Raw genomic sequence first — 22,172 nt, 5'->3', positions numbered from 1 at the left:
ATCTTTTCGTCCTTTCTAACTCAGGAGAGGAGCCAGGTGTCCTTCGAACCGCCGCCTCGCGAGGAGTTCACGATCCTGCTGCCCGCCGCCGCGACCCGCGTCAGGGCCAGCGGCACGACCTCGGTCTCGGCGCCCATGCACACGAACCCGCGCAGGTCGACGGCCCGGGGTTCGAGCCGTCCGTCCGCGAACGTCGGATGGGTCGACAGCCCGATCGTCTCCTGCGCGATCCAGGCCTCCGGGTCCGCGGTGATCTGCTCCCGGACCCGCGCCAGCTCGGCGGGCGAGGCGTCGGGGCCGATCACCACGCCCCGGCCGCCATACCCGTCGACGGGCTTGACGACGAGTTCGGCGAGCCGGTCCAGCACCTCGGCGAGCCGTTCGGGCTCGCGGCACAGGAACGTCGGGACGTTGTCGAGAACCGGGGTCTCGTTCAGGTAGTAGGTGATGAAGTCCGGGACGTGCGCGTACAGGGCCTTGTCGTCGCCGAGCCCGTTGCCGGGGGCGTTCGCGAGGACCAGGGTGCCCGCGGCGAGCGCGGCGCGGAGTGCGGGCACCGCCTCGAACAGGGCGTCCTCCTCGATCCGCCGGTAGAGCACCTCGACCGGGATGTCCCGGGCGAACACCCGGCCCTTGGCGTCGACCCGGAGGTCGCCGGGCTGGACCAGCGGCACGCCCATCTCCGTCGCGAGCAGGCGGTGCTCGTAGAACGCCGCGTCGCCCGGACCCTCGGTGACCAGCGCCAGCGCGCGCGACCCGTGCGTGAGCGCGTCCCGCAGAACGGACACCGCACGCCGCGGCGACGACGTCGGCGCGGCCCTGACCAGCTCGGGCAGCACCCGGGCGGCGAGCCACCGGTTGGCCATCGCGTACCCGATGCCCGAAGGGACCCGCAGGTTGTCCTCCAGGACGTACCAGCGGCCCGCGCTCGTGCGCACCAGATCCGTGCCGGTGACCGCGCACCGGACCGTGCCGGGCGCGACGAGCCGCCCCTCCGGACGCAGTCCCGGCGAGGAGTCGATCAGCGCGGCCGGCACCACCCCGTCCCGGACGATCTCGCGGTCGCCGTAGGCGTCGTGCAGGAAGGCCTCCAGTGCCCGCGCGCGCTGGGCGAGACCGCTGGAGACGGCCCGCCAGTCCTCGCCCGCGACGACCCTGGGGAACAGGTCGAACGGGAACAGCCGCTCCCGGTCGTCGCCGGTGCGGAAGTACATGCCGAGGTTGCGCTGGACCTCGTCGCGGCGCCGCTCCCGCTCCGCGACTCCGCCGGGGCCGAGCCGCTCGAACGCGTTGAGCACCATGCCGTAGTGGCGGCGTGCCGTCCGGTCGAAGACGATGGCCTCGTCGGCGGAGCTATCGTAGCCGCGCAGCATCCGCATGACCTCGGTGCGGGGCTTCTCGGGCCCGCCGCTCTTCGTGTGCATGCGCGTCTCGGCGACGAGCAGGTCGACGACCTCCTCCAGGCCGCCCGCCGCGAACACCGCGCGCTGGCGGGCCGCGGAGCTGCCCCGCTCCAGGGACTCCGAGGCGAGCCGCGCGACCAGGTCCCAGTCTCCGCTGTCCTCCAGCACGGGCCGGAGCCGGTCGAGCAGGCCGCGCACGACCCGCGCCGCCGCATAGGGACGGCCGCTGACCGGATCGACCAGCTCCCCTTCGAGCCCCTCGCGGGCCGCCCGCCACGTCTGCGCGCGCACCAGCTCCGGCCGGAACCCGCGCGGCGACCTGCCCGACTCGATGTCGCGCAGCGCGGCGACGACCAGGGCGCGGAACAGCCCGGCGAGCAGCGTCACGTCCTCGACGCGGGGGCAGGCGTCCGGGACGCGCAGCTCCAGCGTCGGCACGTGGGAGGACGGCCGGAGGTCGTAGTAGATCATCCCCGGGTCCGTGATGACGCCGGTCCGGATGAGGTCGGCGATGAGCTCGTCGTACTCCTTGGCGCTCTCCACCACGGGCGGCGGGCCGGTCGTCGGCCAGCGGGACCAGGCAAGGGTCCGCGCGCTGGCGTAGCCGGAGTCTTCGCCGAGCCAGAACGGCGACGACGCCGACAGCGCGAGCAGCACCGGCGTCCACGGCGCGACCCGGCTCGCGACCGCCACCGCGAGGTCCCGGTCTGGCACCTCCACGTGCACCTGCGCGCCGCAGATCAGCTGCTCGCGGGCGAGCAGCTGGTACTCCTCCAGCATGTTCTCGTAGCGGGCGTCGGGCGTGACGTCGAGCGCCTCCAGGTCGACGATCGGCACCGTCCCGGCCGCGACCGCGCCCAGGCCGAAGTTCTCTGCCTCCTCGACGACGCCGTGCCGCAGCGCGGTGAGGTCCTCGGCGAGGTCCGCGAGCGACACGAACGGCCGGGAGTTCGTCTCCACCACCGACCGCTGCAGCTCGCTGGAGAACCGCTCCTGCGACAGCCTTTCGAGCAACGCGTCCGCGCGCGGCACCAGCCGCCGCGTCCGCAGATCCACCAGATGGAACTCCTCCTCGACTCCGACGGCTACGGACTCAGGTCTCTCCTGCATCTTCGTCAACACCCACTTTGAGATATTTCGGTGGGATTCCCGATCCGGCGAGATCCATGCCCGATATCTCCGCAAGTGACCGACGCCATGCACATTTCGGACTGAAGAACGGGCGATCCGAGCCGGATCGGACCTAGCCGAGGCTATCGATTTTCGATAGATTGCTATCGTTGCTCGACAAAGAGGAGGAGTGATGCGTCAGATCGTCGTCGTCCTACTGCGGTGCGTGCTCGGCGTCCTGGGCGCCGGGTCGCTGTTCGTCCTCGCGGTGATGGTGCCGCTGCTCGTGGCCGACCTCGCGGAACTGCGGCCGGAGTACGACCACCTCAGGATCGCGCTGCCGGCCGTCTTCACGGCAGGGGTCGTCACGGGCCAGGTGGTGCTGGTGTGCGTGTGGAGACTCGTGACGATGGTGCGCGAGGGGACCGTGTTCTCGGTCCGGGCGTTCCGGTTCGTCGACGTCATGATCGGCGCGATCATCGTCGGCGGGCTCGTCGTGTTCGGCCTCGCAGCGGCGCTGGCACCGGGCGAGGCCGTCGCCCCGGGCGTCGTCGCGCTCATCTGCGGGCTCTCGCTCGCGGTGTTCGCGGTGGCCCTCATCGTCTTCGTCCTGCGGACCCTGCTCGCCCAGGCCGTCGCCCGCGACGCCGAGGCGACCCGGATGCAGGCCGAACTCGACGAGGTGATCTGATGCCCATCGTCGTCGACATCGACGTCATGCTCGCCCGACGCAAGATGTCCGTCGGCGAACTCGCCGAACGCGTCGGCATCACCCCGGCCAACCTCGCCGTACTGAAGAACGGACGCGCCAAGGCCGTCCGCTTCACCACCCTCGAAGCCCTCTGCGAAGCCCTCGACTGCCAGCCCGGCGACCTCCTGCGCTGGGCCCCCGAACCCCCCTGAACCCGGCGTCACAGACCGAGTGCGGACAGATCCGCAGAGTGCCGCGCCCGCCCGACGTAGGGTGCGCCCATGGCCGTGACGAGCACCGAGCAGAGGGCCCGCGACGAGGCACGCCTGGCGATCCTCAAAGCCATCAAGGGCCGCGCCGACTACATCTCCCGCAAGCAGTCCGAAGCCACCACCCTCCAGCTCCGCGACCTCGCCGAGGCCTACGCCCTCGTCGCCTCGAACGACTCCTGACGCAGGCTCAGGGGAGGGGTTCGAGCATCGCCGGGACGCGGACGGAGGAGAAGGAGGTGGGGCGGCGGAGGCGGAAGCCCAAGGTCTCATAGAGGTGGATGGCCGTGGTGTTGTCGGCCAGTGCGTGCAGGAAAGGCGTCTCGCCGCGGGCTCGGACGCCGGCCGCGACGGCGTGGACGAGACGGGTCGCGAGGCCCTCGCCGCGGTGAGCGGCGTCGGTGCAGACGGCGCTGATCTCCGTCCAGCCGGGCGGGTAGAGGCGCTCGCCCGCCATCGCGATCAGACGGCCCTCCCGGCGGATGCCGAGATAGGCGCCCATCATGATCGTGCGCAGGCGGAACGGGCCGGGATTGGTGCGAGCCACGAGATCGAGCATCTCCGGGACGTCGGCGGGGGTGAGCCGGACGGCCTCGGGATCGGGGACCGCCGCGACGTCCTCCCCCGTCATCTGCACCCCGGCGAGCTCCACGGCGAGTTCCCACCCTTCAGGCGCCGGGGCCCCGCCCACCAGCGGCACCAGCCCGCCCGGCCCGGCGAGTTCCGCCGCGTCGGCCCAGTCGGCCGCCGACGCGGGCTCCGGAAGGCTGAGGAACGGGGCGACGTCCTCCGGATAGCGGACGACGCCGCCGCGCCACTCGGCGAAGTGCGCGTGCGGCCCGGTCAGCGCCGAGCGGATCGGATCGTCGAGCGGATGAGCGGCCATGCCACCACCTGTTCGTAGAGCGGAATCTCCCACCCGCATAGTAGGAATCCCCCGCCCTCTCGGCTCCCCCCGCGACCCCCTATCCTCGAACCGCGTCCGCCCTCCCCCTCCGGAGCGTTGAGATGACCGCAGACCGCATCGGACTGGCCCTCGGCGTCCTGGGCATGCTCGCGGGCCTCGTCCTCGTCGTCAGGACCCTCCGCCAGGGCCCCTTCCTGCCGCCCTAGCTACGGCAGCCACTACTTCCGCCCGCCGCCCGCGTCGTGCTCCTGCTCCGGCTTCCGTGAAGAGCCGCAGTGAGCGCCCGGCCGGAACGAGAGCGCTCGGTGCGGGCCTCCGCGAGGCGGGCGGATCGCCGCCGCGGCGAGGGCCACGGCCCCGGCCGGGGGCGACGGCGACAGCGGGCCGGCGAGATGGCCGTGGAGGGTTGCGCCCTGAGGCCGCGCCGCGGCTTCTTCGCGTGGATCAGAAGCGGGGCAATGCGGCGGCGAACGCGCGGCCTGACTGCTTCTCGGGCGCGGGGATGAGGAGGCTGAGACCGTCGGAGCGGCCGCTGAAGGCGAGGTCGGCCTTGAGACCTATCCCGAAGACGGCGCCCTGCGGCTCGGAGCAGTACACCGCGCGCCGGTCGTAGGCGCCCCGGAGGGTATCGACGGGACGGCCGGTGACGCTGTGCGCGTCCAGGAGGAGCAGTCGCCAGTTGGTGAGCACGAGGTACACCGGCGTCTTCATGGCCACGACCGACCCGGCGCCGCCCGAGGCGACCGCGACCGCCGCCGCCACCGCCATGTTCCGCGCGAACGAGACGGTGCTGATCTGCGCCTTCAGCGCCACCTCGATCCGCTCCCCGGGCGCCAGATGCCCGGCGGCGGCCCGGTGCAGCAGTTCGGCGACCTTCGGCTTCATGAGGCGGCCTTCCCCGTCATCTACCAGGACAGGCCGCATCTTATCGCTAGAGATCTCGCATTTCCGGGAGACGCGGATTGCCGGTGCGCGGGCGTCGGCACCGGCGGGGCCGTCGGACGACGTGGCGGGCGGGTGGGGCGTGGAAGGGTGGCGGAGCTGGACGGCCTGGCCCCACCCCGATGGGGTGGCCGCCCACGACGTGCCGGCGGGTGGCGGGTGCCTCGGCGCGCAGGAACCCCTCGATCGCGCGGTCGGCTCGGCGAGCGGTGCGGTGCGGTGCGCGCGATCCGTCCACCGGTCTCGTCCGGGGCGCGATGCCGTGCTCCCGCCCTTGATCCGGCCGGTTGCGTTCAAGCATAGATGCAAGCATGTATGCTTGGCCCATGAGCGTTGATTCGGCGGCCGAGCGCGTCTATCGCGAGACGAAGGAGCTGATCCTCTCCGGGGCGATGCCGCCGGGTCGGCTGATCTCGGAGGGGGATGTCGCCACGCGGATGGACGTGAGCCGGACGCCGGTGCGGGAGGCGTTCGTGCGGTTGCAGAGCGAGGATCTGCTGGAGCTGATCCCCAAGCGGGGGGCGGTGGTGACCCCGGTTCCGCTCACCGAGGCCGCCGACGTGCTGGAGTCGCGGGCGGCGCTGGAGGCCGCCGCGGTCCGGCGGATGACGGCTCGGCGCGACGACGTCTCGCCGCTGCTGCGGTCGCTCGCGGAACTCGTCGCCGAGCAGCGGGAGAAGGTCGACGCGCGGGACGTCGTCGGGTTCGCCGAGCTGGACGCGCGGCTGCACCGCGAGATCGTCACGGCCTCGGGCAACGGGATCGCCGAACGCTTCTACGCCACGCTCGCCGACCGGCAGCGCCGGATGAACGTCTGGGCGATCCTGCCGGATCCGGGCCGGATGCGCACGCTCGCCGACGAGCACGAGACCCTCGCCCGCCACATCGCCGACGGGGACGTGCCCGGGTTCGAGTCCTTCCTGCGCGCCCACCTGGCGGCCACACACGGCGCTTCGGCGCAGTGGCTGGCATGAGCGCCGCGCAGGCCGTCCCGCTCGCGGAACCGGGCGCGGACAGGGCGAAGGCCGGCCGGGAGTGGATCGTCGTGGCCACGCTGATGGCGATGATCGGCTGGGGCGGCAACGAGTTCACGCCGCTGCTCGCCGTCTACCGCGAGCACGGTTATTCGGCCGTCGGCGTCGACGCGCTGCTGGCCGCCTACGTGGCGGGTCTCGTGCCCGGCCTGCTCATCGCCTCGGCCCTGTCCGACATGCGGGGCCGCCGGCCCGTCATGCTCGTCGGCGGCGCGGCGGCGGTGCTGGGCAGCCTGCTCATCGCGCTCGCGCCCTTCGGCGCCGCCCCGGTCGCCGCGGGCCGACTGCTGTCGGGCCTGGGCATCGGAATCGCGATGGCCGTCGGCACCACCTGGGTGAAGGAGCTCTCCGCGGGCGCGTCTCCAGGGGCCGGGGCACGCCGCGCGGCCACCGCGACGACCATCGGGCTCGCCGTCGGTCCCGGCGTCGCCGGAGCGCTCGCGCAGTGGGCTCCCTGGCCCCGCGTCCTGCCCTACCTCGTGCACGTCGCCGTGACGCTGCCGTTCCTCGCCTGGGTGGCGGCCCGCGCCGTCGAGACCCGCACCCATGACGACGGCCCCCGATCCCTGCGGGCCCGCCTGCGCGTCCCGGCCGCCGGGCACCGCAGGTTCGTGCGGGTGGTCCTGCCGCTCGCGCCATGGGTCTTCGGCACCGTCGCGGTCGCCTACGTCATCCTGCCCCAGCTCGCCGAGGCGCGCTCCGGCGGAAACGGTCTCCTGCTGGCCACCGCGCTGACGGTCCTCACCCTGGCCGCAGGAGTGCTGATCCAGCCCGTGGCCCGCAGGCTCGACGACGTGTCGACGGCTCGTGCCTGCGTCGTCTCGATGCTCTTCGTCGTCACAGGCCTGATCCTCGCCGCAGCCGTCGCCGTCTCCGGCCAGGTGTGGCCGACGCTCATCGTCGCGCCCCTGCTCGGCTGCGCCTATGGCATCGCCGTCGTCTCCGGCCTGCTGGAGGTCCAGCGCATCGCCGCCCCCGACGAGCTCGCCGGCCTCACCGGCGTCTACTACTCCCTCACCTACACCGGCTTCCTCCTCCCCCTGGCCCTGGCCGCCCTGGCCCGCTGGTTCTCCTACCCGACCATGCTCCTCGCCCTGGCCCTCCTGGCCTTGGCCTGCGCCCTCCCCATGGCCACGACCCTCCCCTCCCCACCCCCACCCCCCTGAGGCCCGCCCCACGGCCACCCACTCGCGCGGACCCGGCCCGCCCCGCCGAGCCGGTTCAGCGCGCCCGGAAGAGCGATGCCGCTTCGAGGGCGAGCCACGGCTCCGTCCCGCCACCTCGGCCAGCACGACCAGTCCCTCACCCGCCTCAGCCCGCCTGCCCCGGGGCGGGGCGACCCGGGGCGGAGGCAAGAGCCAGATGCGGCACGGGTCCGAGGGGAATTCCACGGCACGCGGCGCGGGGGTCGGCGCAACGTGGCCGGAAGCAGCGCGGGTCTGAGGAGTACCGGCTGGAGGTGGCACGAAGTCGAACAGGGCGCGACCAAGCGTCGCGGGCAACTGGTGCGGCCGTCACGGGGCCGGCGGCTGTCCGGGGCGGCGCCGACGAGCCCGCAGCCCGAGGCCCTCCGCCGCCAGGCGCCGGCGACGCGAGAGGCCGTGGCCGGGAACGTGCGTGTCGCAGGTGCGGGCGTCGCGGGACGCGCCTCTTGCGAGCGGGCGTGCGGGCAGACCCATTACCGGTGGGTCGGCCGGGTACCGGGTGGGCCTGCTGCAGGTTTGGCCGTTACGGGGTTGGCCCGGTACCGGGTGGGCCCGGTACCGGTACCGGGTGGGCCCGGTAGAGGTGGTGCTGTGGGGTGGGTCTGTCTCGGGGTGGAGGTTGCGGGGGGAGGGGTCAGCCGGAGGAGCAGGAGCTGCCGCCGCCGTCGGAGCCGGAGGAGGAGCCGTCGGACCAGCTCGAACCGTCGAACCAGCTGGAAGAGCCGTCCGAGGACGAGTCGTGGGAGCGTCGGCGGTTGGCGCGGCGCGGCGGGGTGTGGCCGCCCTGGCCGCCCTTCTCCAACGCGCGGAGCACGAACGCGATCACCAAGACGAGGACGAAGATGACACCGAAGATGATCAGGAGCTCCAGCATGTCCCACCTTTCCGAAGGTCACCAGATCAGATGGTCCCGCACCCCCTGAGGTTCACCCGATCGGGCTTCTACGTCATGGCGAGCCGCAAGGCCCCGAGGTCGGCCGCCGCAGCCGAGGCCGAGCGCATCGCGCGCGGGTCGAACGACTGTCCCGGGCAAGGCCGCCTGCTCAGATGAGGAGGCGCGCGTCGCCTCGGTCGAACCACCGCCCGCGGACGCGGCCGGCTCCGACGATCCACTGCGAATGCCATAGGAATGACGAAAAGCACCAAAGTTCATCAAACATTCAAGGGTGGGTGATCGTGGGTCGGGTCGAACGGCCCGGTCGGGGCATGAGGGGCTTGGGGGTTCGGGGGAAGGCGCGAGGACGGGGAACGGCGATGGAGCGGACCGGGTGCGTGGTCATCGGCGGTGGGCCCGCCGGGATGGTGCTCGGGCTGCTGCTGGCCCGGGCCGGCGTTCAGGTGACGGTGCTGGAGAAGCACGGGGACTTTCTGCGGGATTTTCGCGGGGACACCGTGCATCCCAGCACGTTGCGGCTGCTCGACGAGCTCGGGCTGGGCGAGCGGTTCGAGAGGCTGCCCTACAGCAAGGTGCGCAAGGCAGCGTTTCCGTTGAGCGATGGGCGTGAACTCGTCCTTTCGGACTTCGGCAGGCTGCGGCGCATGGCCCACCCGTACATCGCGATGGTGCCGCAGTGGCACCTGCTGAACCTCCTCGCCGACGCGGCCCGCGAAGAGCGGGGCTTCGCCCTGCGCATGCACACCGAGGCCACCGGTCTGATCCGCGAGAACGGGCGGGTCGCGGGCGTCCGCTACCGGGGCCCGGACGGGGCGGGCGAGCTGCGCGCCGACCTCACCGTCGCCTGCGACGGCCGCTGGTCGCTCGCCCGCCGGGAGGCCGGGCTCGTCCCGCGCGAGTTCCCGGTGCCGCTCGACACCTGGTGGTTCCGCCTCCCGACCGAAGCGGACGTCGCGCCGACGCTCACGCCCCGCACGGCGCCGGGCCGCACCCTCATCCCGATCCCCCGCGAGGGATACCTGCAGATCGGTTACCTGGGCCGCAAGGGCGGCGACGCGGCCCTGCGCGCCCGCGGCATCGAGGCGTTCCGGCGTGAGGTCGCGGCGCTCATGCCGTTCGCCGACGTGTCCGCGCTCACCTCCATGGACGACGTCAAGCATCTCGACGTCCGCCTCAACCGCCTCCGCCGCTGGCACGTGCCGGGCCTGCTGTGCATCGGCGACGCCGCCCACGCCATGTCGCCCGTCGGCGGGGTCGGGATCAACCTGGCCGTCCAGGACGCCGTCGCCGCCGCGTCAAGGCTCGCCCGCCCGCTGCTCCGCCACCGGGTCACCGACCGCGATCTCGCCGCGGTCCAGCGCCGCCGTCTGCTGCCGACCATCGTCGTCCAGGCCCTCCAGCGCATGCTGCACCGCCGGCTCATCGTCCCCATCATCAACGGCGAGACCGCGGCCCCGCCCGCGGGCTTCCTCGCCCTCCTGGAGCGCTTCCCCGCCCTCTCCGCGGTCCCCGCCTACCTGGTGGGCGTCGGCATCCTCCCCGAACACGCCCCCGCCTTCGCCCGCCGCCCCGCACCCCCCACACCCACCCGCCGCCCACGACCCCGATCCCGAACCTGACCCGATCCGACGCATGACCGGACGTCAGGGACTCCCCCACCGCGCTCCCGCCCGGTGCGGCACCGACCTGCGCCGTGCCCGGCCGTCGGGTGCTGGACGCGGCGCTGGTGGAACCCCGCTGGGCGTGCGGCCTACAGCCGCTGGGCCGTCGTCGTGGTCCTGTGCTTCGTCACCCTGTACCGCTACGACCTGCTGGTGTTCTGACCCTGTGTCACTCGCGTCGGCGACGCCTGCGCGGGGTGCCGGCCGGGGGCGGCGAAGACGTGGGCGGCGCGGTCGCGCCAGGTGGGGGCTGCGGTGATGTCGCGGGCCATGGCGGCGTACTCGTGGAACGCGACGCGCAGTGGGTTGAAGGTCTCGATGTTCTTGGTCAGCCCGTAGACGACGCGTTCCGTCTCGGGGGCGAAGGTGCCGAACAGGCGGTCCCAGATGATGAGGATGCCGCCGTAGTTGCGGTCCAGGTAGGAGCCTTGGGAGCCGTGGTGGACCCGGTGGTGCGACGGGGTGTTGAAGAGGAACTCGACGGGCCTCGGCAGCCGGTCGATCCGCTCGGTGTGGATCCAGAACTGGTAGACGAGGTTGACGCCGGAGGAGAACGCCATGACTGCCGGGTGGAAGCCCATGACGGCCATCGGCACGTAGAAGACCCAGCTCGTAAACCCCGTCCAGGGCTGGCGCAGGGCCGTCGAGAGGTTGAAGTACCGGCTGGAGTGGTGCACCACGTGCGACGCCCACAGGACGCGGACGCGGTGGTGCGTCCGGTGCGACCAGTAATAGAAGAAATCGGTCACGGGGAGGGCGAGGAGGATCCACTGCCAGCTGATGGGGACGTCCCAGGGCGTCAGGGCGTAGAGCCAGCCGAAGAGCAGTCCGTTGGCTGCCGCGATGGGCAGGCTCCACAGGAGGTCCCAGCCGAGGCTGCCGAGGCCCATCGCCAGGCTCGTCGCGGTGTCCCGGCCGGCGAAGCCCCGCTCGTCGTCGTCGGGACGCAGGCGGTAGGAGACCGCCTCGATCGCGAGCAGCAGCACGAAAGCGGGGATGGCCCACAGCACGACATCCGGCAGGTCCGTCATGGCTGGATGTTAGAGGGCATTTCCCTACATGTCGCTAGTCTGCGCCCGAGATCCCCGCGGGGTCAGGGGAGGATCGCGTCGACGTAGCCGCCGTCGACCCGGAGCGCGCCGCCGGTGGTGGCGGACGCCTGCGCGGAGCTGAGGTAGACGACCATGTTGGCGATCTCCGCGGGTTCGATCAGGCGCTGCAGGAGCGACTGCGGGCGGTGCTCGCGCATGAACGCGCGCTGCGCCTCGTCCCAAGGCAGGGCGCGGTCCACGAGTTCGTAGACGAAGTCCTCGACGCCGCCCGTGTGGGTGGGGCCCGCGATCACCGAGTTCACCGTGACGCCCGTACCGGCGGCCTCCTTGGCGAAACCGCGCGACACCGCGAGCAGGGCGGTCTTCGACATCCCGTAGTGGATCATCTCGGCGGGGATGGCGACCGCCGAGTCGCTCGCGATGTACTGGACCCGTCCGAACCCGCGCGCCTTCATGCCCGGCAGGTAGGCCCGGGTCAGCCGGACCGCCGCGAGCACGTTCACCTCGAAGTAGCGGCGCCACTCGGCGTCGTCGATCTCCAGGGCCGGGCGCGCCCCGAAGATGCCGAGGTTGTTGACGAGGACGTCGGTCTCCGGCAGCGCCGCGAGGGCCGCCGAAGCGCCCTCCTCGGTCGCGAGATCGGCCGGCACCGCGACGACGTCGGCGTCCGGCACCGCGTCCCGCAGCCGCCGCGCCGCCTCCTTCGTGGAGCCCTCGCTCCGCCCGTTCACCGCCACCCGGGCCCCGGCCCGCGCCAGCCCCTCCGCGATCGCCGCCCCGATCCCCTGCGTCGACCCCGTGACCAGCGCGGTCTTCCCCGCCAGATCAATGATCATGCCCCTCCCCTACCCTCGCGACGGCCTTCTACCGCCCCGCCCCGACCCCCGCCACCTCCGCCCCCGGGAACGAAGAGGCCGGATGAGCCTTCTCGTTCTCACAACCGACGACGATTCCCGCGATCACCGCCCCGATCAACGCGAGCACGAGAAACCCGATGACCCCCTTCCCCACCGCAGTCTGCTCCGCAGCCCTCTCGAACTCCGCATCCCCACGCTCAGACACCACGCCTCCCACCCACGACCCGAAATCCGGATCTTCCCACCGTTCCAGCCACCGCAGGACCGCTGCCGGTCACCCCGCACCGATCGACCGCAGGCCCCGCAAGGCCCCGTGCGTCCACGACGACGTCAGACCGGGTCCCGCGACCCTTTCCTCGAACTCGCCCGCGGAGCGCCCCACGACGAAGAGCCCCCGTCCGCGAACTCAAGCCCCTCGCCGCCCTCCCCCGCCATCGCCCGGAAGGCCGGACCTCCACTGACCCGAAGCCGACAAAACCGTCTATCTGGAAAGCACCTGGTCCAGCGAGCGGCGAGGCGAACTTCGGGGCGACCCGTGGCCAGAGAACCGAACTCCCCCAGTGCGCCGACCTCGACGGCTGTGCGCTCGGCGTTGCCATGGCGGTCGGTCGCGCCGGTCGCGACCATCCGGCGGACGGTCACCCGGTGCTGGAGGCCGCGGTCCCGGTGGTGTAGCCGGCTGCCCCGGCGGTGTAGGTCTTGAGCCCGGCCGGGTCGTAGACGCACAGCGAACCCGCGAACACCACGGTGCCTATCTCGCACGTCGCTGCTGGGTGGGCGGGGGTGGGCGGAGGCCGTCTTGGAGGATGGTGAGGGCTTGGCCTGGGTCGTAGGCGGGGGCGGGGTGGCGGAGGGAGAGGAGGAGGCCGCCGAGGAGGGCCATGAGGCTGGGGGTGGAGGCGTCCGGGCGGATGGCGCCTGCGGACTGGGCTCGGGTGAGGAGGTGGGTGATCTCGGTGCGGAGGTCGGCGGTGGAGGCGGCGACGGAGGTGCGGACATCGACGTGGGCGCCGGCGAGGGCGTCGATGAGCTCGGATTTGGCCTGGGCGTCGGCGACGATGGCGCGCAGGGTGGCGAAGAGGGCTTCGGCTGGATCGGGGGCGGTGCGGGCGGCGCGGGCGCGGTCCACGAGGAGGCGGAGGCGGTCGTGGACGATGGCCTCGAAGAGGGCTTCCTTGGTGGGGAAGTGGCGGTAGAGGGTGCCGGGGCCGACGCCGGCGCGGCGGGCGATCTCGTCCAGGGGGACGGTGACGCCTTCGGCGGCGAAGGACTCGCGGGCGGCTTCGAGGATGCGGTCGCGGTTGCGGCGGGCGTCGGCGCGCAGAGGGCGATCGGGCGACGGCATGCGGCTTCCTCCGTCCGGACCGGGGCTGTCCCCCGATGCTATCGGGAACCCGGATAACCGGGGCGTAGCCTCCGCTTGACCACCCCAGGTACGACGAGCGGGGCGATGTCTCCGCTTATGCTACCTTCCGAACCCCTAAGCGGGGCGCAGTCTCCGCTTTCGAATCGGTGAAGGAGAACCCCATGAGCGAGCCGAAGCGGAGCGCGTTCCTCGCGCTGGACTTCGCGGCCTACATCGTCGACAACTACAGCCACGACCCGGCCGTCGTGCGGCACGCCGCCGCAGCGCTGAAGACGGCGCGGGACGCGGGCATGCCGGCGTTCTACGCGGTGCCCGAGCAGATGCGCGAGATGATCCATCCCGAACTGGCCCCGCAAGAGGGCGAGGCGGTGCTCGGCAAGAGCTCGTTCTCCGCGTTCGCCACGACCGACCTGCACGAGCGGCTCCGGGCGGCGGGCGTCGGCCGGGTCGTCATCGCGGGCGTCGCGACGTCCGGCACCGTGCTGTCGACCGCGCGCTGGGCGCACGACATCGGGTACGAGGTCGCCGTCTGCCCGGACGCGTGCGCCGACCCCGACGCGCAGGCCCACGCCGCGCTGACCGACCCGGCGGTCTTCCCGGACAGCTGGCTCGGCCTCTGGCGCATCGCGCGGCTCGTCTCCCCGAACGAACTCGGCTGAGACCGCGGCCGTGCGCGCGCAGGATCCCGGGGGCGGCGCGGCCCCGGCGCGGGCCGCGCCGGGGCGGGAGGGGCTCAGATCCAGGTCGGCAGGGCCTGCGGGGCGTAGCGGGCGCCGAAGCCGCCCGTCGGGAGGATCTCGGCGATGGCGTCGAGGTCGGCCTTGGTGAGGGCGAGGTCGGCCGCGCCCGCGTTCTCCTCCATGCGCCGAACGCTGCGGGTGCCGGGGATGGGGACGATGTCGTCGCCCTGGGCGAGGATCCAGGCGAGGGCGAGCTGGGAGACGGTCGCGCCCTTGGCCTCGGCCAGCGCGGTCAGCCGCTCGACGGCGGCGAGGTTCTTCTCGTAGGCGCCGGGCTGCCAGCGCGGGTCGTGGTTGCGCATGTCGGTCGCGTCGTACTGCCCGGCGGGCTTGGCGGTGCCGGTGATGAAGCCGCGGCCGAGCGGCGAGTAGGCGACGAACCCGATGCCGAGTTCGCGCAGCACCGGGAACAGCGTCTCGACGTCTCGCTCGAACAGGGAGTACTCGGTCTGGAGCACCGAGACGGGCTGGACGGCGTGCGCCCTGCGAATCGTCTCCGGCCCCGCCTCGGACAGCCCGAAGTACTTCACCTTGCCCGCGTCGACGAGTTCCTTGACGGTCCCGGCGACGTCCTCGATCGGCACGTCGGGGTCGACGCGGTGCTGGTAGAGCACGTCGAGGCAGTCGACGCCCAGGTGGCGCAGGCTGTTCTCGGCGACCTTGCGGATGTTGTCGGGCCGGCTGTTCAGCCCCGCGATGGCCCCGTCCGACAGGTCGAACCCGAACTTGGTGGCGATGACCACGTCGTCGCGGACGTCCTTGAGCGCCTTGCCGACGAGGATCTCGTTGGAGCCGGTGCCCCAGCCGTAGAGCTCGGCCGTGTCGAAGAAGGTGACGCCGAGGTCGTAGGCGCGGCGGAGGGCGGCGACGCCGGCCTGCTCGTCGCCGGGCCCGTAGGCCATGGTGAGGCCCATCGAGCCGTAGCCGATGGCCGAGACCGCCAGGCCCTGCGTCCCCAGAGTGCGCTGCTGCATTCCCGAATCCCCTCATCAAACCAAACAGTTTGGTATGAACCTGTCCCACCCTACTCCCTCCCGCCGCCCCACCCGAACCGAACGGTTCGGGAAGCTAGGCTGGACGGATGGCCACCACCGATACCCGCGACCGGATCGTCGCCGCCGCACGGGACGAGTTCGCGCGGTACGGGATCGCCGGGGCCCGCGTCGACAGGATCGCCAAGACCGCGCGCACCAGCAAGGAGCGCGTGTACGCGTACTTCCGGAGCAAGGAGGGCCTGTACGCGCACGTCGCCTCCGCGGAGCTCGCCGCGGCCGCCGAGGCCGCGCATCTCGACCCCGCGGACCTGCCCTCCTACGCGGGGCAGATGTTCGACTACTTCATCGCCCACCCCGACCGGTACCGGTTCATCTCCTGGGGCCGCCTTGAGCTGGCCACCACCCGCGACGACGGGCCGGGCGAGGTGAGCGGCATCTTCGGATCCGCCCTGGCCGGCAAGATCGAACGGATCCGCAACGCCCAGCGCGCGGGCGAACTCGACCCGTCCTGGGATCCGGTCGACGTCATGGCCCTCGTCTCCCAGATCGCCATGACCTGGAGCGACCAGGCCGAGCTCGGCTCCGTCGCCCGCCGCGCCGCGGCCGACCCGTCCCTCGCGGGCCGCCGTGCCGCCGTCGTCCGCGCCGTCACCGCGCTCTTCCCCCCGGCCCGCGCCGCGTCCTGACACCGCGCCCCCGCTGCGCGCATCGGCCCCCGCCCTCGCGGCCGACGAGGAGCGGCCCGCGTTCTTCGGCAAGACCCTCCCGCACGGGCGAATTCCATGCGCCACCTCGGGGAGCGACGGCGTCCGGCTCCCGACGGAAGCGTTCGGGCACATGGCTGCTCGGCGGCACGGGCGTCTGCGCCGCCGTGCCGGAGCCCTGACCGGGGGTCTCCCGTTGCGGTGTGGCGGGTGGTGCGGGCGGGGATGAGGTGAGGGTCGGGGGTCATGTGGGGCGGACGGGGGCTCGGGGATGAGCACTGCGCCGGAGGAGTCCGGGGCGCGCGAGCCGTCGGTGGTGCATGCCGTCATTCCGCTGGTGACGCTGGTCGTGCTCATCGCGGGGTCGCTCGCGCTGTTCGGGCTCGACGCGCTCGACGGGCCGATCCAGGTCGCGCTGGTGCTGTGCGCGCTCGTCACGATGCTGGTGGCGATGCGGCTCGGACATCCGTGGCACGACGTCGAGGCGAGCGGGCAGCGGGCGCTGTCGTCCATCACCGGGGCGATCTTCATCCTGCTGTCGGTCGGCGCGCTCATCGGCGCGTGGAACATGTCCGGGACGATCCCGACGCTCGTCCACTACGGCATCCAGGCGCTGTCGGCGAGCTGGTACTACGCGGCGGCCACGCTCATCTGCGGGCTCGTCGCGATGTCGATCGGCTCGTCGTGGACGACGGCAGGGACGATCGGCGTCGGCCTCATCGGGATCGCGTCGATCCTCGGGGTGTCGGAGGCCATCACGGCGGGCGCGGTCATCTCCGGCGCGTACCTCGGCGACAAGTCGTCGCCGCTGTCGGAGACGACGGTCCTGACCGCGCAGATGGTCAAGGCCGACGTCTACGAGCACATCAAACGCCAACTCTGGACGTCCCTTCCGGCCTTCCTGGTCGGTTTCGTCCTTTTCCTCCTGATCGGCTTCGTGTGGGGTCCCGCCCCGACGCACGGCGCGGCGGAGACCGAGACGGATCTCGACGCGATCGACGGCATCTTCTGGATCAGCCCGGTCAACCTGCTGCCGCTGGTGCTGCTCGTGGTGCTGTCCCTGCGCAAGGTCCCGCCGACGCTCGCGCTCATGGGCGCCGCGCTCTTCGCCGGGGTCCTCGGCCTGTTCACCCAGTTCGACGTGGTCCGGACGTTCGTCGCCGATCCCGGCCTCGGTCCCGTCGCGACGGGCGTCAAGGGCATCTGGCAGGCGATGGCGACCGGATTCGAGATGAACTCCGGCATCCCCGACGTGGACCGGCTGCTCACCCGCGGCGGCATGGACAGCATGCTCCCGACGGTCTGGCTCATCATCGGCGCCGTCACCTTCGGCACGCTGCTGGAGGAGTTCGGCCTCATCAACGTGCTGATCGACCCGCTGGTGCGCGCGGCCACGAGCACCGGCCGGCTCTTCGTCACGGTCTTCGCCTGCGCGTTCGGCCTGAACATCATCGCCGGCGACCAGTACATCGCCCTCGTCCTGCCGACCCGCGTCTTCCGCGCCGAGTTCGCCCGCCGCGGCCTCGCCCGCACCATGCTGTCCCGTCTCGCCGCCGACAGCGGCACCGTCACCTCCCCGCTCGTCCCCTGGAACTCGTGCGGCGCCTTCATGAGCGCCGTCCTGGGAGTCGCGACCCTCTCCTACCTCCCCTTCTGCTTCTTCAACATCCTCAGCCCCGTCCTCAGCGTCCTCTACGGCATCACCGGCTTCAAGATCGAGCACATGCCACCCACCGACGACGACGCCCTCGCCTAGCCCGCCGCCGCCTGGGCGGCCAGGCGGGGCTCGAATTCGAGGCGGATGGGGTCGTTGTCGGACAGGACGGTGAGGGTCTTGTCGCCGTAGATCCAGGCGTCGGAGATGAGGTAGTAGCGGTCGGCGATGTGCTCCAGGAGGCGGAAGCCGGTGTAGCTGTAGAGGTAGGCGCGGGGTTCCTTCTCGGTGGTGGGCTTGGGTTTGAGCTCGGTCTCGGTGACGTCGTCGGCGCCCGGCTCAAGGCGGTAGGGGCTGTAGACGGTGACGCCGGTCAGCCGGGTCGGGTCGATCTCCGCGGCGGCGGCGCGGCCTTCGGCGGCGGCGTAGTTGGACGTCGCCCAGAACAGGGTCGCGGCGACGATGAGCCAGACGAAGAAGGCCGGCGGGATCAGGCGGTGCGTCTCGGTCGGAAGGTACGGGCGGACGGCACAGAACACCATGAAGACGCCGAGACCTAGGCAGAGCGGAAACAGTGCGTAGACCAGGGTGTGCTCGGCGAAGGCCGGGACGTGCCTGACCAGCCGGGAGAGGACGACGACCAGCAGGGCCGCGGCGCACAGGGCCAGGACCAGCCGGGTCCGATGCCGGCCCGGGGCGCGGAGGGCACCGCTCGACCAGCGGTCCAGGCCGAGGAAGAGCAGGCCGCCCATGCCGATGATCAGCACCAGGACCAGGGCAGGGTTGATGCTGCGCAGCAGGTAGTCGCGGGTCGACAGGCCGAGGATGCTCTCCTCGAAGCCGAGCGCCTTGTACATCGCCTCGTTGCGCTGCCAGCCGAAGTACACCAGCAGCGCCGAGAGCAGGGTCGCGTTGCCCACGAGGGCGAGCAGCCAGCGTGTCAGCGAGCCTTCCGGGCCTTCGCCTCCCATCAGGTGCCTTCCGGGCCCGGCCCCTGCGGCTCGGGGTGCTCCGGCTCCGAGGGGGTGTCCTGCGTCGGCTCCGGATCGGCCGTCCGGGTGGACTCCGTCGTCCGGGTCGGCTCCTCCGTCGGAGTCCCCGTCTCCTCGTCCTCGGTCTGCGGGCTCTTCGCCGGAGGCGGCTCGGGGCAGTCGCCGACCGCCCCGCCCTCCACCTCCTGGATCAGATAGCACTCGAACCACACGCTGTAGAGCCCCGGGGCGGACTCGTCAGGGGCCGCGAAGGAGGGGCTCTTCCCCGAGTCGACGTCCTGCTGGTATTCGTGGAGGATCTTTCGGGCCTCCGCGCGGTTCCCCCGGCAATTCGCGATGCCCGCCCGGTAGACGTCCCTGGCGGGCACGTCCTTTCCCGCGGCGTCGAGCAGATCCTGCGCCTTATCGCATTTCTTCTGCTGCAGCGCCGTATAGAGTTCGCCCCGCTTTCCCCCCACGGAGGTGTCCCCGGTCGGCAGCCCGTCCCCGTAGTCGCCCTCTCCCCCGCACGCCGTGAGCAGGAAGAACACCGCGAGCGGCAGCCAACGCCACGATTTCACCCGGACCCCCGAATCCCGACGCACCGACCGCGATCCGCGACCGTCATCTAGATACCCGAGGGGTGCTCGTGCGGGTCGGCTGATCGTAAATTTCCGGGATATTCGGCAGAAGCGTCAAGGACAATCTCGCGCCGCCTGCCCGGTGCTTGTCCGGATGCATCACCTCGGTCGCCGATGATGGCCGGAGGGCCGCACTTTCCACCGGTGATCCACGGGACGCGCACAGGCGGGAGATCGCGCATGCATGAGGCCGAGCAGCGGGAGCGGGTCGCGGAGACCGCGGCGCGGGAGGCCGGAGCCGAACAGTTCGAGCGGTACATCGGCGGGTCTCCGGAGATCGAGCGGGCGAAGTTCGAGGACCTCGCGCGGGACCTCATGCGGGTGCAGGTGAGGATCCGGAAGCGGGCGGGGGCCGCGCACGTCGCGCGGACGTTCCACGCCAAGGCGATCCTCGCGGTCGAGGACGCGATGCTGGCGTTCGTTCCCGATCTGCCCGAGGACCTGCATACCGGGTTCGCCGAGCCCGGGGCCCGGTACCCGGTCACCGTCCGGCTCTCCAACGCGAGCGGGGCCCGGCAGCCCGACTTCGCGCCGGATCTGCGCGGCGCGGCCCTGCGCGTCCACGCGGGGCCCGGCGAGACCCACGATCTGCTCATGACCAACCATCCGGTGTCGCATGCCCGGGACGCCCGCGAGTTCGTCGCCTTCGCCCGGGTCATGGCGGGCGCGGACACCCGGTTGCGCAAGGGCTTCGCGCTGTTCGCGAAGCTGCCGCTGGCCGTCGGGTGGTCGGCCGCGGCGCGGATGCGGCGCAACGTGCGCGCCGGAACGGGGCGCAGGGTCGCCAGCCTCGCCCTGGAGACGTACTGGAGCCGCGGCGCGATCCTGTGGGGCGCGCGGCCCGTGCGCTACCTGCTCCGCCCCGCCGCGGACGCGCCCGGCGCGCCGCACCCGTCGGGCAAGGACCCCGACTACCTGGGCCAGGAGATCACCCGGCGGCTCGCCGCGGACGACATCGTCTTCGAGCTGTGCGTCCAGCGCTACGCCGACGCCCGGCGCACGCCCGTCGAGAACGGCGCGGCCGACTGGGCCGAGCGGGACGCGCCGGCCGTCAAGGTCGCCACCCTGACGATCCCGCGCCGGGACCTCGCCTCCGCCGCCGCGCGCAGCGCCGCCGCCCGCGTCGACGACCTCGCCTTCGACCCGTGGAACACCACGGACGCCTTCCGGCCGCTGGGCAACCTCAACCGCGCCCGCAAGGCCGCCTACGAGGCGTCCAGCGCCCACCGCAGGGGCTACCGCTTCATCGCGACGCCGCCGCGCCGCAACGTCGTCGCCGGAAGGGTGCTGCGCACCGGGTTCGCGGCGCTCAACCGGTTCGTCCCCTGGCACCGGCTGCCCACCTGGGCCGGGCTGCTCAACCTCGAGTCGATGCGGCAGGTGCTGCGCGAGCGCAACCTCATCGACACGGGGCTGCGCGCGTCGCTGCCGATGGCCCATCCGGTGCCGCCGACCGTCACCGAGGAGCAGCGGACCAGGCGATCCTACGACGGGATGTACAACGATCTGTCCGACCCGGCCATGGGCGCGGTCGGCGCGCCGTTCGGCCGCAACCTCGCGCCGGACCACCGGCCCGACCTGTTCGACGCGCCGAACCCGGTGACCGTCAGCGAGGAGCTGCTGCGCCGCGACGCCTTCCTCCCGGCCCGCTCCCTGAACCTCCTGGCCGCCGCGTGGATCCAGTTCCAGGTCCACGACTGGGTGCAGCACAGGCGCTACCCGACGGGCGTGCGGAGCGTCGAGGTGCCGATGCCGCCCGGCAGGACGTGGCGGAACACCCCTGGCGGGGCCGCCGAGGACGTCATGCGCTTCGCCGACGACCAGGGCGTGCACGCGCACGGGTTCGGGCAGCCGCCGACGCTGTTCGCCAACGCCGCCTCGCACTGGTGGGACGGTTCGGAGATCTACGGCGGCGACGAGACCGTGGCCACGTCGCTGCGCGAGCCCGGCGGCGGCGCCGAGCTGCGGCTGGAGGACGGCCACCTGCCGCCCGACGCCGACGGGGGCTTCCCGCTCACCGGCTTCAAGGACAACTGGTGGCTCGGCCTCAGCATCATGCACACCCTGTTCGCCCGCGAGCACAACACCGTGTGCGAGGCGTTGCGGCGCGAGTACCCGCGGATGGGCGAGGACGCGATCTACCACACGGCCCGGCTCGTCGTCTCCGCGCTCATCGCCAAGATCCACACCGTGGAGTGGACGCCCGCGATCCTCGCCACCGAGGTGATCGACGTCGGGCTGACCGCGAACTGGTCGGGTCCGCCGCGGACGTGGCTCACCCGGCTCGGGCTCTGGCTGGTCGACGTGCACGCGCTCACCGGAATCCCCGGAACGCTGCCCGACCACCACAAGGTGCCCTATTCGCTCACCGAGGACTTCATCACCGTCTACCGGATGCATCCGCTGATCCCGGACGACTACACGATCGCCGACCACACGTCCGGCCGGACCCTGCGCACCCTCGGCTTCACCGACCTGCAGGGCCGCAGGACCGAGGCCGCCATGCGCGGCATCGGCCTCGCGAACGCGCTGTACTCGTTCGGCATCGCCCACCCGGGCGCGATCACCCTGCACAACTACCCTCGCGCGCTCCAGGCGTTCGAGCACGACGGGGAGATCCTTGACCTGTCCGTCATCGACCTCATGCGCAGCCGCCGCCGGGGCGTGCCGCGCTACAACGACTTCCGGGCGGGCCTGCACCGGCCGCGCGTCCGGAGCTTCGAGGAACTGTCCGACGACCCCGCGACCGCCGCGAAGCTCCGCGACGTCTACGGCACCGTCGACGCCATCGACACCATGGTCGGCCTGTTCGCCGAGAACCCGCCGCGCGGCTTCGGCTTCAGCGACACCGCCTTCCGCGTCTTCGTCCTCATGGCGAGTCGGCGCCTGCAGAGCGACCGCTTCCTCACCGTCGACTTCCGGCCCGAGATCTACACCCCTCTGGGACTCGACTGGGTCGCGCGGAGCGGCATGAAGAGCGTTGTCCAACGGCACTGTCCGGCCCTGAGCGGCCTGCTGCCCCGGGACGCGAGCGCGTTCGCGCCCTGGCACCAGGTCCCCGGACGCGAGTGAGAG

General features: G+C 72.2%; 21 protein-coding genes. 11 read left to right on the top strand and 10 right to left on the bottom strand.

Annotated features, from left to right (window positions below; all coding sequences use genetic code 11):
• Positions 1-20 precede the first annotated feature (20 nt).
• Positions 21-2,513 (bottom strand): glutamate--cysteine ligase, encoded by a 2,493-nt coding sequence (locus ACYVOM_RS14370; RefSeq protein ID WP_460303834.1) that lies wholly within the window; start codon positions 2,511-2,513, stop codon positions 21-23.
• Between the two features lie 193 nt (positions 2,514-2,706).
• Here ACYVOM_RS14370 and ACYVOM_RS14365 point away from each other — a divergent pair, with 193 nt between their 5' ends.
• From ACYVOM_RS14365 to ACYVOM_RS14355, 3 genes are all read left to right on the top strand, one after another.
• On the top strand, positions 2,707-3,204 hold the full coding sequence (locus tag ACYVOM_RS14365; protein ID WP_460303833.1) for a DUF2975 domain-containing protein: 498 nt from the start codon (positions 2,707-2,709) through the stop codon (positions 3,202-3,204).
• Complete coding sequence (locus tag ACYVOM_RS14360) at positions 3,204-3,416, top strand: helix-turn-helix domain-containing protein (protein WP_460303832.1); 213 nt, start codon at positions 3,204-3,206, stop codon at positions 3,414-3,416. The genes ACYVOM_RS14365 and ACYVOM_RS14360 overlap by 1 nt, the downstream gene beginning before the upstream one ends.
• 69 nt (positions 3,417-3,485) lie before the next feature.
• Entirely contained in the window at positions 3,486-3,656 is a 171-nt protein-coding gene (locus tag ACYVOM_RS14355) for a hypothetical protein (RefSeq protein WP_460303831.1), read from the top strand.
• Positions 3,657-3,663: 7 nt separating this feature from the next.
• Here ACYVOM_RS14355 and ACYVOM_RS14350 read toward each other — a convergent pair whose 3' ends face one another.
• Both ACYVOM_RS14350 and ACYVOM_RS14345 read right to left on the bottom strand, forming a co-directional pair.
• Positions 3,664-4,359, bottom strand: a complete 696-nt coding sequence (locus ACYVOM_RS14350) for a GNAT family N-acetyltransferase (RefSeq protein WP_460303830.1) — start codon at positions 4,357-4,359, stop codon at positions 3,664-3,666.
• Positions 4,360-4,824: 465 nt separating this feature from the next.
• Entirely contained in the window at positions 4,825-5,265 is a 441-nt protein-coding gene (locus tag ACYVOM_RS14345) for a hypothetical protein (protein WP_460303829.1), read from the bottom strand.
• Positions 5,266-5,648: 383 nt separating this feature from the next.
• On the opposite strand from ACYVOM_RS14345, the gene ACYVOM_RS14340 reads away from it, so the two are divergent.
• Together ACYVOM_RS14340 and ACYVOM_RS14335 are read left to right on the top strand one after the other, a co-directional pair.
• Positions 5,649-6,296 carry a GntR family transcriptional regulator gene (locus tag ACYVOM_RS14340; RefSeq protein ID WP_460303828.1) on the top strand — a complete coding sequence of 216 codons (648 nt, stop codon included), beginning with the start codon at positions 5,649-5,651 and terminating at the stop codon, positions 6,294-6,296.
• A complete protein-coding gene (locus ACYVOM_RS14335; protein WP_460303827.1) occupies positions 6,293-7,522 on the top strand; it encodes an MFS transporter in 1,230 nt (409 codons plus the stop codon). The genes ACYVOM_RS14340 and ACYVOM_RS14335 overlap by 4 nt, the downstream gene beginning before the upstream one ends.
• Before the next feature lie 673 nt (positions 7,523-8,195).
• Here the strand turns inward: ACYVOM_RS14335 and ACYVOM_RS14330 are convergent.
• Positions 8,196-8,435, bottom strand: a complete 240-nt coding sequence (locus ACYVOM_RS14330) for a hypothetical protein (protein WP_460303826.1) — start codon at positions 8,433-8,435, stop codon at positions 8,196-8,198.
• Positions 8,436-8,815: 380 nt separating this feature from the next.
• On the opposite strand from ACYVOM_RS14330, the gene ACYVOM_RS14325 reads away from it, so the two are divergent.
• Positions 8,816-10,075, top strand: coding sequence for an FAD-dependent oxidoreductase (locus ACYVOM_RS14325; RefSeq protein ID WP_460303825.1), 1,260 nt, complete (start codon positions 8,816-8,818; stop codon positions 10,073-10,075).
• 54 nt (positions 10,076-10,129) lie between these two features.
• The gene (locus ACYVOM_RS14320) at positions 10,130-10,279 is read left to right on the top strand and encodes a hypothetical protein (RefSeq protein WP_460303824.1); all 150 of its coding nucleotides are present in this window, start codon (positions 10,130-10,132) and stop codon (positions 10,277-10,279) included.
• Here ACYVOM_RS14320 and ACYVOM_RS14315 read toward each other — a convergent pair.
• From ACYVOM_RS14315 to ACYVOM_RS14305, 3 genes are all read right to left on the bottom strand, one after another.
• Entirely contained in the window at positions 10,258-11,148 is an 891-nt protein-coding gene (locus tag ACYVOM_RS14315) for a sterol desaturase family protein (RefSeq protein WP_460303823.1), read from the bottom strand. The genes ACYVOM_RS14320 and ACYVOM_RS14315 overlap by 22 nt on opposite strands.
• Positions 11,149-11,210: 62 nt before the next feature.
• Complete coding sequence (locus ACYVOM_RS14310; RefSeq protein ID WP_460303822.1) at positions 11,211-12,005, bottom strand: SDR family NAD(P)-dependent oxidoreductase; 795 nt, start codon at positions 12,003-12,005, stop codon at positions 11,211-11,213.
• A gap of 772 nt (positions 12,006-12,777) precedes the next feature.
• Entirely contained in the window at positions 12,778-13,371 is a 594-nt protein-coding gene (locus ACYVOM_RS14305) for a TetR/AcrR family transcriptional regulator (RefSeq protein WP_460303821.1), read from the bottom strand.
• A gap of 182 nt (positions 13,372-13,553) precedes the next feature.
• Here ACYVOM_RS14305 and ACYVOM_RS14300 point away from each other — a divergent pair, with 182 nt between their 5' ends.
• Positions 13,554-14,051: a cysteine hydrolase family protein gene (locus tag ACYVOM_RS14300; RefSeq protein WP_460303820.1), complete on the top strand. Its 498-nt coding sequence runs from the start codon at positions 13,554-13,556 to the stop codon at positions 14,049-14,051.
• A gap of 74 nt (positions 14,052-14,125) precedes the next feature.
• Here the strand turns inward: ACYVOM_RS14300 and ACYVOM_RS14295 are convergent, their stop codons facing one another.
• On the bottom strand, positions 14,126-15,106 hold the full coding sequence (locus ACYVOM_RS14295; RefSeq protein WP_460303819.1) for an aldo/keto reductase: 981 nt from the start codon (positions 15,104-15,106) through the stop codon (positions 14,126-14,128).
• A 107-nt stretch (positions 15,107-15,213) separates the two neighbouring features.
• Between ACYVOM_RS14295 and ACYVOM_RS14290 the strand changes: the two genes are divergently transcribed.
• Together ACYVOM_RS14290 and nhaC are read left to right on the top strand one after the other, a co-directional pair.
• Positions 15,214-15,813, top strand: a complete 600-nt coding sequence (locus ACYVOM_RS14290; protein WP_460303818.1) for a TetR family transcriptional regulator — start codon at positions 15,214-15,216, stop codon at positions 15,811-15,813.
• Positions 15,814-16,102: 289 nt separating this feature from the next.
• On the top strand, positions 16,103-17,587 hold the full coding sequence (gene nhaC / locus ACYVOM_RS14285; RefSeq protein WP_460303817.1) for a Na+/H+ antiporter NhaC: 1,485 nt from the start codon (positions 16,103-16,105) through the stop codon (positions 17,585-17,587).
• Here nhaC and ACYVOM_RS14280 read toward each other — a convergent pair.
• Both ACYVOM_RS14280 and ACYVOM_RS14275 read right to left on the bottom strand, forming a co-directional pair.
• Complete coding sequence (locus ACYVOM_RS14280) at positions 17,584-18,456, bottom strand: hypothetical protein (protein ID WP_460303816.1); 873 nt, start codon at positions 18,454-18,456, stop codon at positions 17,584-17,586. The two genes, nhaC and ACYVOM_RS14280, sit on opposite strands and share 4 nt — an antisense overlap.
• A complete protein-coding gene (locus ACYVOM_RS14275; protein WP_460303815.1) occupies positions 18,456-19,037 on the bottom strand; it encodes a hypothetical protein in 582 nt (193 codons plus the stop codon). Before ACYVOM_RS14275 ends, ACYVOM_RS14280 begins: the two co-directional genes overlap by 1 nt.
• Positions 19,038-19,277: 240 nt before the next feature.
• On the opposite strand from ACYVOM_RS14275, the gene ACYVOM_RS14270 reads away from it, so the two are divergent.
• On the top strand, positions 19,278-22,169 hold the full coding sequence (locus tag ACYVOM_RS14270; RefSeq protein WP_460303814.1) for a peroxidase family protein: 2,892 nt from the start codon (positions 19,278-19,280) through the stop codon (positions 22,167-22,169).
• The last annotated feature ends 3 nt before the right edge of the window (positions 22,170-22,172 follow it).

The organism is Actinocorallia aurea (assembly GCF_054783995.1).
Note: the sequence above shows the minus strand (reverse complement) of the source record. Positions and strands in the feature narration are given on the sequence as shown.

Bases quoted from the DNA above. Each gene is read 5' to 3' on its own strand.
- ACYVOM_RS14280 (WP_460303816.1), bottom strand. From the start codon at position 18,456: ATGGGAGGCGAAGGCCCGGAAGGCTCGCTGACACGCTGGCTGCTCGCC.
- ACYVOM_RS14370 (WP_460303834.1), bottom strand. From the start codon at position 2,513: ATGCAGGAGAGACCTGAGTCCGTAGCCGTCGGAGTCGAGGAGGAGTTC.
- ACYVOM_RS14295 (WP_460303819.1), bottom strand. From the start codon at position 15,106: ATGCAGCAGCGCACTCTGGGGACGCAGGGCCTGGCGGTCTCGGCCATC.
- ACYVOM_RS14330 (WP_460303826.1), bottom strand. From the start codon at position 8,435: ATGCTGGAGCTCCTGATCATCTTCGGTGTCATCTTCGTCCTCGTCTTG.
- ACYVOM_RS14335 (WP_460303827.1), top strand. From the start codon at position 6,293: ATGAGCGCCGCGCAGGCCGTCCCGCTCGCGGAACCGGGCGCGGACAGG.
- ACYVOM_RS14365 (WP_460303833.1), top strand. From the start codon at position 2,707: ATGCGTCAGATCGTCGTCGTCCTACTGCGGTGCGTGCTCGGCGTCCTG.
- ACYVOM_RS14340 (WP_460303828.1), top strand. From the start codon at position 5,649: ATGAGCGTTGATTCGGCGGCCGAGCGCGTCTATCGCGAGACGAAGGAG.
- ACYVOM_RS14355 (WP_460303831.1), top strand. From the start codon at position 3,486: ATGGCCGTGACGAGCACCGAGCAGAGGGCCCGCGACGAGGCACGCCTG.
- ACYVOM_RS14350 (WP_460303830.1), bottom strand. From the start codon at position 4,359: ATGGCCGCTCATCCGCTCGACGATCCGATCCGCTCGGCGCTGACCGGG.
- ACYVOM_RS14270 (WP_460303814.1), top strand. From the start codon at position 19,278: ATGCATGAGGCCGAGCAGCGGGAGCGGGTCGCGGAGACCGCGGCGCGG.
- nhaC (WP_460303817.1), top strand. From the start codon at position 16,103: ATGAGCACTGCGCCGGAGGAGTCCGGGGCGCGCGAGCCGTCGGTGGTG.
- ACYVOM_RS14300 (WP_460303820.1), top strand. From the start codon at position 13,554: ATGAGCGAGCCGAAGCGGAGCGCGTTCCTCGCGCTGGACTTCGCGGCC.
- ACYVOM_RS14325 (WP_460303825.1), top strand. From the start codon at position 8,816: ATGGAGCGGACCGGGTGCGTGGTCATCGGCGGTGGGCCCGCCGGGATG.
- ACYVOM_RS14310 (WP_460303822.1), bottom strand. From the start codon at position 12,005: ATGATCATTGATCTGGCGGGGAAGACCGCGCTGGTCACGGGGTCGACG.
- ACYVOM_RS14360 (WP_460303832.1), top strand. From the start codon at position 3,204: ATGCCCATCGTCGTCGACATCGACGTCATGCTCGCCCGACGCAAGATG.
- ACYVOM_RS14305 (WP_460303821.1), bottom strand. From the start codon at position 13,371: ATGCCGTCGCCCGATCGCCCTCTGCGCGCCGACGCCCGCCGCAACCGC.
- ACYVOM_RS14345 (WP_460303829.1), bottom strand. From the start codon at position 5,265: ATGAAGCCGAAGGTCGCCGAACTGCTGCACCGGGCCGCCGCCGGGCAT.
- ACYVOM_RS14315 (WP_460303823.1), bottom strand. From the start codon at position 11,148: ATGACGGACCTGCCGGATGTCGTGCTGTGGGCCATCCCCGCTTTCGTG.
- ACYVOM_RS14290 (WP_460303818.1), top strand. From the start codon at position 15,214: ATGGCCACCACCGATACCCGCGACCGGATCGTCGCCGCCGCACGGGAC.